5 protein-coding genes, 1 tRNA gene and 2 rRNA genes are annotated in these 9,785 nt (G+C 60.3%); 1 reads left to right on the plus strand and 7 read right to left on the minus strand.

The window, feature by feature from the left end; all coding sequences use genetic code 11:
* Nucleotides 1–241: 241 nt before the first annotated feature.
* The 3 genes from G5A46_RS04515 to G5A46_RS04525 are packed head-to-tail and all read right to left on the minus strand — an operon-like array spanning nt 242 to nt 3,818.
* Nucleotides 242–1,051 (minus strand): SDR family NAD(P)-dependent oxidoreductase, encoded by an 810-nt coding sequence (locus tag G5A46_RS04515; protein ID WP_204318690.1) that lies wholly within the window; start codon nt 1,049–1,051, stop codon nt 242–244.
* A complete protein-coding gene (locus G5A46_RS04520) occupies nt 1,048–2,103 on the minus strand; it encodes an NAD(P)H-dependent amine dehydrogenase family protein (RefSeq protein WP_163847716.1) in 1,056 nt (351 codons plus the stop codon). Before G5A46_RS04520 ends, G5A46_RS04515 begins: the two co-directional genes overlap by 4 nt.
* Nucleotides 2,103–3,818: a class I adenylate-forming enzyme family protein gene (locus tag G5A46_RS04525; protein ID WP_163847718.1), complete on the minus strand. Its 1,716-nt coding sequence runs from the start codon at nt 3,816–3,818 to the stop codon at nt 2,103–2,105. The genes G5A46_RS04520 and G5A46_RS04525 overlap by 1 nt, the downstream gene beginning before the upstream one ends.
* 178 nt (nt 3,819–3,996) lie before the next feature.
* Here G5A46_RS04525 and G5A46_RS04530 point away from each other — a divergent pair, with 178 nt between their 5' ends.
* Entirely contained in the window at nt 3,997–4,980 is a 984-nt protein-coding gene (locus G5A46_RS04530) for a winged helix-turn-helix transcriptional regulator (RefSeq protein WP_204318691.1), read from the plus strand.
* Between the two features lie 15 nt (nt 4,981–4,995).
* Here the strand turns inward: G5A46_RS04530 and G5A46_RS04535 are convergent, their stop codons facing one another.
* From G5A46_RS04535 to G5A46_RS04550, 4 genes are all read right to left on the minus strand, one after another.
* Nucleotides 4,996–5,865 carry a hypothetical protein gene (locus tag G5A46_RS04535; protein ID WP_163847720.1) on the minus strand — a complete coding sequence of 290 codons (870 nt, stop codon included), beginning with the start codon at nt 5,863–5,865 and terminating at the stop codon, nt 4,996–4,998.
* A 154-nt stretch (nt 5,866–6,019) separates the two neighbouring features.
* Nucleotides 6,020–6,096: transfer RNA gene (locus G5A46_RS04540), tRNA-Met, on the minus strand.
* A 66-nt stretch (nt 6,097–6,162) separates the two neighbouring features.
* A 5S ribosomal RNA gene (gene rrf, locus G5A46_RS04545) occupies nt 6,163–6,277 on the minus strand.
* Nucleotides 6,278–6,352: 75 nt separating this feature from the next.
* Nucleotides 6,353–9,773, minus strand: a 23S ribosomal RNA gene (locus G5A46_RS04550).
* Nucleotides 9,774–9,785: the final 12 nt, after the last annotated feature.

Consider the following 9,785-nt stretch of genomic DNA (forward strand, 5'->3'; position numbering starts at 1 on the left):
AATTCGCAAGTTACATATTCGAGCCAGGGTTGAAAATATTTGCCCTGCTTGCGTGACCCACTCGAACGGGGTTGCCGCAAATGTTTCACGTGCAACGCATTGAGTTTATTACCAGTTGCCCTGTAACTCCGATATTCCTCCGGGGCAGGCCGCCCAAGAGGCGCAGCACAGCAGTCGGCGGAGCCTCGCGGCCCCGCGTCGCGTGAATTGCGATTTCGTACCTGCTGCGCCGCAGCGCCCGTCAGGTGATGGTCAGCGCCCCGTCCAGAACCAGCGCATCGCCGGTGTGGAACCGCGACATGTCGGAGGCCAGGTAGACCGCCAACCCGGCGAAATCCTCCGGCTCGCCCCAACGGCCCAGGGGGACGCGCCCGCGGATCACGCGGTCGTTGAATTTCTCGGCCTCCTGCAAGGCTTGCGACAGGTCCGAACGGACAAAGCCCGGCAAAACCGCGTTGGCGCGGATGCCGTGACGGCCGTATTCCACCGCGATACTCTTGATCATCGCGATCACCCCGGCCTTCGACGCGGCATAGGCCTGGTTCATCGGCGGCGAGTTCAGCGCCGCGATGGAGGACGATACCAGCAAGGAGCCGCCCGGATCGCCCGCCGCCGCACGGTCGGTCATGTGCCGACAGGCGGCGCGGAACAGCCACATCACGGAATCCAGGTTGACAGTCATCAGCGCGCGCCAGTCCGATTGCGTGATATCGTGGAACGGCCCACCGCCGGCGCCCGTCCCGGCATTGGCGGCGACGAAATCCAGCCGCCCGAATTCGGCCAGCGCGGCGGCGACACCTTCGTTCACCGCCTGTTCATCGGTCACGTCGACACGCCGCGCCTGGACGCGCCCGCCCAGGGCGGTCAGTTCGGCCTCCGCGCGGGCGGTCTTGTCCGGGTTCTGACCCCAGATAACCACGTCTGCCCCGGCCTGCGCCAATCCCCGCGCCATGCCCAGGCCGATGCCGCCATTGCCCCCGGTGACCAGCGCCACCTTGCCCGCAAGGTCGAACATCGGCACGACCCCCGACCCTGTCGCGGTGCCCGTCATGGTGCCACCTCCCGCCGGGCGGGCAGGATTGCCGGCAGATCCCAGAATCCGGGACCGGCGGCCATCACATGCGGTACCGCGTTCAGCAGCAGCACGGCCATCGCATCCATCGCCGGTTTCGCCGGCGGGGCCTCCGGATTCTCGTCCAGCAGCTCGACCGTGGCGCGCACGCCGGGGCGGCCGTCGATCTCGATGACCCAATGGGCGGCGGCGTCCTCGCCATGCAGTTCGTGGGAGGAGGTCCACAGGATCGACAGCAACATCCCCGACCCGTCCGCAAAGCCCGCGCGCCACTTCCACGTCGTCGCAGCAACGGTTCCCTTGGCGATGGTACCGACACGGATGGCAATGTCATGCGGTGCCAGGGTGAGTTCGTGCAGGGGCGTGATCTCGGTGATCCGCGTGCCCAGCTTCTCGGCGACATAGTCGAAGATCTCGGCGAAATAGGTATCATACAGTTCCGCCACCGGCCCTTGCCGCAGGTCCGAAACCGCCGGGTCCGAGCCAAATCCCATGGCGTTGAACACCAGTCCCGGCGATGGCGCGTTGGAGGCATCGACCACCTCGTAGACCCGCATGTCCGTCCTTCCGCCGACCAGCCCGGCCAGCGACAGGGCGATCCGCTCAACGATGAAACCGGGGTTAAGCCCGATGCCGGCCAACGTGGCGCCGCCCTTGATCGCCGCGTTGCGCAGCGGTTCGGCATAGTCCGGCCCGTGGTAATCCGGGCGATTGTAGCCATTGGGCGAAATCACGTTCTTGCCGCTTTCCAGCAGGCGGATGACATCGGCATTCTGCCCCGCATAGGGCACACTGATCTGCGAGGTATGCAGCACCACATCCGCATCCAGCGCCAGGATCTGGTCGATATCATTGGTGGCGATGATGCCGGTGGCGGGACGTTTGACGATCTCCCCCACGTCGCGCCCGACCTTGTCGGGATTGGTGACATAGGCACCCACCAGTTCGACATCATCGCGGTCCAATATCCGCCGGATCGTCGTCCGCCCCATGGAGCCGGTGCCCCATTGAATGATCCTCGGTTTTCTCATCACGTTCCCCTCTTGGCCGGCGCGGCCGGTTCGCTCATGTCACTCAGCCGGGCGGCCAGATCGCGCCGCAGCACCTTGTTCAGCGGGTTGCGCGGCAGCTGGTCGATCGGCTCCAACCGCTCGGGCCACTTGAACTTCGCCACACCCTGCCTCTCCAGGAATTCGGTGATCCCGGCCAGCGTCAGCACAGCGCCCGAACGGGGCACCGCGAAAACACAGACCTTTTCACCCATCACACGGTCGGGGTAGCCGCAGGTCGCAGCCTCCTGCACGTCGGGGTGGGCGTTGATCAGGCTGTCCAGCTCCTCGGGCGAGATGTTCATGCCGCCGCGAATGATCAGCTCCTTGCGACGTCCGCGAAACCGGTAGAACCGCGCCATGTCACCGCCCCCGGCGATTTCGAACAGGTCGCCGGTGCGGAAAAATCCAAGGGCGTCAAAGGATTCCCGGTCCCGGCCGTTCAGGTACCCGTCAAAGACATTGGGCCCCCGGATCAGCAATTCGCCCACCGTGCCGGGTTGCGTGATCTCCCGGTCGTCAGCGGTGAAATCGACCAACCGGGTTTCGAACCGCGCGCCGAACCGGCCGGGAAATTCCGCGCCGGGACGGGGGAACAGGGTGGCGCGCTGTTCCGGGTCGGGTACCGCGGCCGGGCCACCCACCAGTGCCACCCCTTCGTTGGAGCCGAAGAAATTCACCACGTCCACCTCGAAAACCTCCCGCATGCCGCGCACCATCCAGGGGTCCAGCGGCGCAGAGCCGGAGGCGATGTAACGGACATGGGAAAGGTCCACCTGATCGCGCAGCGCCTCGTTCTGCAGCAGCATGTTCAGGATCGCCGGCGGCGCGGCGGTAAAGGCGATCTTCTCCGCCACCAGCTGGCCCAGGTAGGCCTTCAGGTCAAAAGGATGGTGCAGCACGAAACAAGTTCGTGCCCGCACCCACAGAAACAGAAAGCTGGACAGCGCCGCCATGTTGGTCAGCGGAAAGGGGTTCAACATCGACTCCCCCGGCGTCAGCGTGATCGCCTCTTCCACGGCGAGGGTCTGGGAAAACCAATGATCATGGCTGCGCGGCACCCCCTTTGGCGCGCCGGTGGTGCCGGAGGTCCAGCAGATGGTAAAGATGGCCGCGCCGTCCCCGGCGGCGACCACCGGCGTCACGGGCGCCGTGGTATCAAGGGCCAGCCCCCCGTCCGCCGCGCCGCCAAAGCCCAGGACGCGGACCGGCGCGGCCACCAACGGCCGAAGCTCTGCCGCCATGTCCTGTCCCCGGAACGTCCGGCACGCGACGATGGCACGCACGTCCAGCTCGCGCAGGATGTCGGCGATCTCGTGATGGCGATAGGGCATCGGCACAGGGCTGATCACCGCGCCCAGCCGCGACAGCGCCAGGTACATGGTCACCAGTTCTGCCGTGTTGGGCAGTTGCACCAGCACCACGTCGCCGCGCCCGATCCCCTGCGCCGCCAGTTGCGCGGCAAGGTTCCGCGCCGCATTGGACATCTCCCGCAGGGTCCAGCGCGCGGCGGAGCGCCCCATCAACACGGCGCAATCGGGCGGATCAATCACGCCGGGCGCATCGGGATCCAGCGCGACCATGGCGTCAAAGGCGGCATCCAGAGTTTGCCCCGTCCACCACCCGCGATCGCGATACACCTGATGTCGTGCGGACCGCTCCGCCGCCTGGTGACCGACATGCTCCATCTTTGTCATGGCTTTCCTCCCGTCCGGCGCCGCCCCCTCTAGCGGCTTGCATTTTGAAACCATCTTTTTGGAAACCACGCAAGATCAATTCTTGTACCCGTGTATCCACAGAGGCTGATCCCGGTTTTCCGCCTAGATCCCCCCAAGTAGGTCTGCTAACGGTACGAAGTTGATGGAAAGAGTGCCGATGAAGTCAAACCCGATAGATACCGCAAAACTGGTTCGCAGCTGTTCGATCTGGCGGGCGCTTGACGACGTCGGGGACGTGCCGACCATGCTGATCCTGCAAGCCTTCTGGCTGGGCGAACGCAGGTTTGAAGGGTTCCGCAAACGCACCGGCCTGCTGAAAGCGCAGCTCAGCCAACGGCTGCAACACCTCACCGCCGCCGATATCCTGGTCAAGCGGCTCTATTGCGAGCGGCCGCCGCGCTATGAATACATCCTGACGGAGAAGGGCCGTGATCTCTATGGGTTGGCCCTGGCCATGCTACGATGGGAAGAGAAATGGGCCGGCGACTCGGCCAAGTTCGCAGTCCGGATGGAGCATGTCACCTGCGGCGCCACCGAAATCAGCGCCGTCCCCCTGAGCCTCGCCACCGGGCAGGCCTTCACCGCCCGCAGCGTCACATGGCAGCATGGGCCGGGCATGGGCTGGATCACTCCGCAACACAACCGTCGACACAAACCACGTGGCAGCCACCATGGTACGCAGGCCAATCTGCTGGACGTGATTCTGCGGGTGTTGGGGGATCGCTGGTCTTCCCTCGTCCTGCGCGCGATCTTCACCGGAGAGCGGCGCTATGACCAGATCCAGAAGGACGCTGGCATCGCGACCAACATCCTGGTGGATCGCCTGCAATCGCTGAGCGATATCGGAATGATCCGCAAACAGCTCTATTCCAGCCAACCGCCGCGCTATGAATACCGCCTGACCGAAGCCGGGGTCGACTATTATCCGGTTCTGGTCATGCTGATGCGGTGGGGGGACCGCTGGTATGCCACACCCGAAGGGCCCCCGCTGGAATTGTTCGACCGCGACACTGGCGCGCCGTTGAACCCCGCCATGGTCTGTTCGGCCTGCAAGCAACCGCTGCATCCCGCCGACGTCCGGTTCCGCATCGAACCCGCCCGCAACGGCACAAAATCCACGGTCGCCGCCGAACAAGGCTGACTGGCGCCGACGCCCTCAGAACAGATCGCGCAGCCTTGGATCCAGCACCAGTCGGACATCGTTTTCGCGCACCTTGCGCAGATTGAACGAATGGATGCCATTCTTTCGCTGCCGTGCATCATCCAGGATCGCGCCAACCCGGCCCGGCGCCTCGGCCGAAGAGATTTCCGGGGCGCTGTTGAACTGGTGGGCGATCTTGTCGCGGATCTGCTCTGCCCGGCGCCATCCGCGCAGAAATGCGCCCTGGTCGCGGTCGCTTCCCGCCGTCGCCTGGTCCGCGATCGCTTTGCGTTGCGCCCGGCGTGTGACCTGCTCGCGGGTGTTGAGAAACCGCAGATGCAACAACGCGAGCATCGGGTCGATCTGCGGCCAAGTCGCACTACCATGCCCTCCCGCCGAAATCCGCGCCGGTTCTGTCAGAATGCAAGGCTTGGAATAAGTACCGCTCAACACGCCCTTGAAACATTGTTGTAGAAACGGGCGGTCTTCGTCGATCAGCGCGTCATCCTGCGGAAAAAGTTCATAACCCGCCGGCGCGGTGATCGACCCTTGCACAGCCTCCAGCCGATCGAGGAGCGACTGGTCAGGGGCCAGGTTGACCATCAATTCGTCCACATCGCCGACCACGACGCGATCAAAGATCCGCACCAGCCCACTAGCCACATCCGACAACAGCGCCCACCGCGTATCATCAAAATGTGCATCCGGCGGATCGCGCGGAATGACGATCAGGTTGCAGCCTTTCGCGATCTCGGCAGTACGTGCATCAGCGCCATGGCTGATCACATAGAGGTTCCGACGGCCCACCAGACCACCATAATACTGCACCCAAAGACGAAGAAAGAACTCTTCTTTCCAGACCATTGTCAGAAACGCTGACTTCATGTGACCACTGCCCCTTTTCTCCCCTGTGATGGGGCATTCACACTGCATTTTGCAATGCCTCTAAGCAGTTTAGGTGTTTTCGTTGTTTTTGGACGTATGGACACGAAAAACCCGCCGCGACGGGTTGGCGTGGCGACGGGATCTGTCTGATTTTTGGTTGCGGGAGTAGGATTTGAACCTACGACCTTCAGGTTATGAGCCTGACGAGCTACCGGGCTGCTCCATCCCGCGTCAATTTTGTCCTGATCGGTTTTTTTCATCGTTATAGAGAGAAATCTTTTTGATGTTTCTTGCTAGGTCTGGCGGCGACTTACTCTCCCACGTCTTGAGACGCAGTACCATCAGCGCTACGGCACTTAACGGCCAGGTTCGGGATGGGGCTGGGTGTTTTGCTCGCGCTATGACCACCAGACCGAGGAAGAAACATCAATTGTTGTCCAAGTCTGGGTGTTGACTTTTGAGTAGAGCTTTCTGGCTTCTACTGGATCAAATCAAGCCTATCGGGCAATTAGTACCGGTCAACTGAATGCATTGCTGCACTTACATCTCCGGCCTATCGACGTGGTGGTCTACCACGGCCCTCGGGGATACCTTGTTTTGAGGGGGGCTTCCCGCTTAGATGCCTTCAGCGGTTATCCTGTCCGATCATAGCTACCCTGCACTGCCGTTGGCACGACAACAGGTCCACCAGTGGATCGTTCACCCCGGTCCTCTCGTACTAGGGGCAACTCCTCTCAAGTATCCTACACCCACGGCAGATAGGGACCGAACTGTCTCACGACGTTCTAAACCCAGCTCACGTACCTCTTTAAACGGCGAACAGCCGTACCCTTGGGACCTGCTCCAGCCCCAGGATGAGATGAGCCGACATCGAGGTGCCAAACACTGCCGTCGATATGGACTCTTGGGCAGTATCAGCCTGTTATCCCCGGCGTACCTTTTATCCGTTGAGCGATGGCCCTTCCACTCGGGACCACCGGATCACTATGGCCGTCTTTCGACTCTGCTCGACTTGTCAGTCTCGCAGTCAGGCTGGCTTCTGCCATTGCACTCAACGAGCGATTTCCGACCGCTCTGAGCCAACCTTCGCGCGCCTCCGTTACGCTTTAGGAGGCGACCGCCCCAGTCAAACTACCCGCCACACAGGGTCCCGGAACCCGATAAGGGATCGCGGTTAGACATCAAGCAGAACAAGGGTGGTATCTCAAGGATGGCTCCACCGAGACTGGCGTCCCGGTTTCGAAGCCTACCACCTATCCTGCACATGTTGTGCCTGATGCCAGTGTGAAGCTGTAGTAAAGGTGCACGGGGTCTTTCCGTCTAACCGCGGGAAGCCTGCATCTTGACAGGCAATTCAATTTCGCTGAGTCGATGTTGGAGACAGCGGGGAAGTCGTTACGCCATTCGTGCAGGTCGGAACTTACCCGACAAGGAATTTCGCTACCTTAGGACCGTTATAGTTACGGCCGCCGTTTACCGGGGCTTCAATTCGGAGCTTGCACTCCTCCTTTTAACCTTCCGGCACCGGGCAGGCGTCAGACCCTATACGTCGTCTTGCGACTTCGCAGAGCCCTGTGTTTTTAGTAAACAGTCGCCACCCCCTGGTTTGTGCCCCCAGATCCAAGTTGCCTTGAACCCGGGCTCCCTTCTCGCGAACTTACGGGAGTATTTTGCCGAGTTCCTTCAACATCGTTCTCTCAAGCGCCTTGGTATTCTCTACCAGTCCACCTGTGTCGGTTTAGGGTACGATCCAATGAGAGGCTATTTCCAGGGACCGATCAGCGGCCCACCCAATCCGATAAGGGTGAACAACCTTCACGATCCGTCACATCTCTCTGGCTCAGGAATATTAACCTGATTCCCATCGACTACGCCTTTCGGCCTCGCCTTAGGGGTCGGCTTACCCTGCTCAGATTAGCTTTAAGCAGGAACCCTTGGACTTTCGGCGACAGGGTCTCTCACCCTGTTTGTCGCTACTCATGTCATCATTCTCGCTAGTGATCTCTCCACCGGATCGCTTACGCGCCGGCTTCACAGAAAACTCCGCTCCTCCAACGCCCCCCGGAGGGGACTAAGGAGGAATGGAATTATGTCACACTACGCTCCGCTACCATGCCTTACGGCATCCTCAGCTTCGGCTCATGGCTTGAGCCCCGTTACATCTTCGCCGCAGGACAACTTGTTTAGACCAGTGAGCTGTTACGCTATCTTTAAAGGATGGCTGCTTCTAAGCCAACCTCCTGGTTGTTTTGGTCGTCCCACCTGCTTTCCCACTTAGCCATGAATTGGGGGCCTTAGCTGGAGGTCAGGGTTGTTTCCCTCTCCACTACGGGCGTTAGCACCCGCAGTGTGTCTGCCATCTAGTACTCCCGGGTATTCGGAGTTTGGTTAGGATCAGTAAGCCTGTGGGGCCCCATTACCCATCCAGTGCTCTACCCCCCGGGGTATTCGGATGACGCTCTACCTAAATAGATTTCGCGGAGAACCAGCTATCTCCGAGTTTGATTGGCCTTTCACCCCTAGGCACAACTCATCCCGACCTTTTTCAACAGGTGTGGGTTCGGACCTCCAGTACGTGTTACCGTACCTTCATCCTGGTCATGCCTAGATCACTCGGTTTCGGGTCTGATCCATCTAACTCGACGCCCTATTAAGACTCGCTTTCGCTGCGCCTACACCTAACGGCTTAAGCTTGCTAGATAGACCAAGTCGATGACCCATTATACAAAAGGTACGCCGTCACAAGACTGGACACTAATGACAACCTAGAAGGGCATGGAAATCCTGAATTGCAGGGTTTCCAGACCTGGGTTGATATTCGACAATTCCGCGTTCGACCGATGGTCGTAGGAGATGCCGTAGCGGATCCCCTTCCGCGATTGGTAACCGACCTCGACACCCGATCGAAACTCGATCGCGTGGCCAAGGTCCGGCCCATCTCCGCGGCTGTAGAGGCCGGGGAGAAGTGAGAGCTGCACATAGGCACGATCACTTGCGAATTGGCCGGTCCAGGTTGCCCCCAGACCGATCCACGCGTCGCCATCTCCGGTTACGGAAACGCCGGCTGCTGGTTGGAACGGCCCATAGGTTCGCCCGGAGTCATACTTCAGATAGACCTCTTCGCTGATCGAGTTCCCGTTGAACTGTACGTCACCGAAACTCAGCGCAATGCGCTGTTCTTGCTGGCTTTCCGCCAGGCATCCGGTTCCGCAGTGGTTCACCCCCATGTCGGTCAGACCGGCCACGAGGAAGAGAACTGCCAATGCGCCATCCATGCTACTGCCCTTTCAGCTGTTTCCAGCAGGCATAGCGTGGTGCGCAGGGATTGTCATTAGAGTCCAGTCAAGCTCCGACTGATTGTAGGCGTTCGGTTTCAGGTACTGTTTCACTCCCCTCGTCGGGGTGCTTTTCACCTTTCCCTCACGGTACTGGTTCGCTATCGGTCAGTAAGGAGTACTTAGCCTTCGAGGGTGGTCCCCCGATCTTCAGACAGGATTTCACGTGTCCCGCCCTACTTAATACGTCCGATCATGCTTCCCATACGGGACTGTCACCCACTATGGTCGATCTTTCCAGATCGTTCTGGCCACATTCACGGCTCGGCTGGTCCCCGTTCGCTCGCCGCTACTAGGGGAGTATCAATTGATGTCCTTTCCTCCGGGTACTTAGATGTTTCAGTTCCCCGGGTTTGCTCTTAAAACCCTATGTATTCAGGTAATAAGTACCTGTTTCAGCAAGATATAGGCTGCCCGAAGGCAATTATATCGAACTGTCAGGTGGGTTGCCCCATTCGGAAATTCATGGATCAAAGCCTATTCTCGGCTCCCCATGACTTATCGCAGAGTATCACGTCCTTCATCGCCTCTTACTGCCAAGGCATCCACCAAACGCCCTTCTCGCGCTTGATTTGATCCAGAAGA

The organism is Pseudooceanicola aestuarii (assembly GCF_010614805.1).
Taxonomy (GTDB): Bacteria; Pseudomonadota; Alphaproteobacteria; order Rhodobacterales; family Rhodobacteraceae; genus Pseudooceanicola; species Pseudooceanicola aestuarii.

Coding starts and splice junctions, on each gene's coding strand:
- G5A46_RS04515 (WP_204318690.1), bottom strand. CDS start 1,051: ATGACGGGCACCGCGACAGGGTCGGGGGTCGTGCCGATGTTCGACCTT.
- G5A46_RS04520 (WP_163847716.1), bottom strand. CDS start 2,103: ATGAGAAAACCGAGGATCATTCAATGGGGCACCGGCTCCATGGGGCGG.
- G5A46_RS04535 (WP_163847720.1), bottom strand. CDS start 5,865: ATGAAGTCAGCGTTTCTGACAATGGTCTGGAAAGAAGAGTTCTTTCTT.
- G5A46_RS04525 (WP_163847718.1), bottom strand. CDS start 3,818: ATGACAAAGATGGAGCATGTCGGTCACCAGGCGGCGGAGCGGTCCGCA.
- G5A46_RS04530 (WP_204318691.1), top strand. CDS start 3,997: ATGAAGTCAAACCCGATAGATACCGCAAAACTGGTTCGCAGCTGTTCG.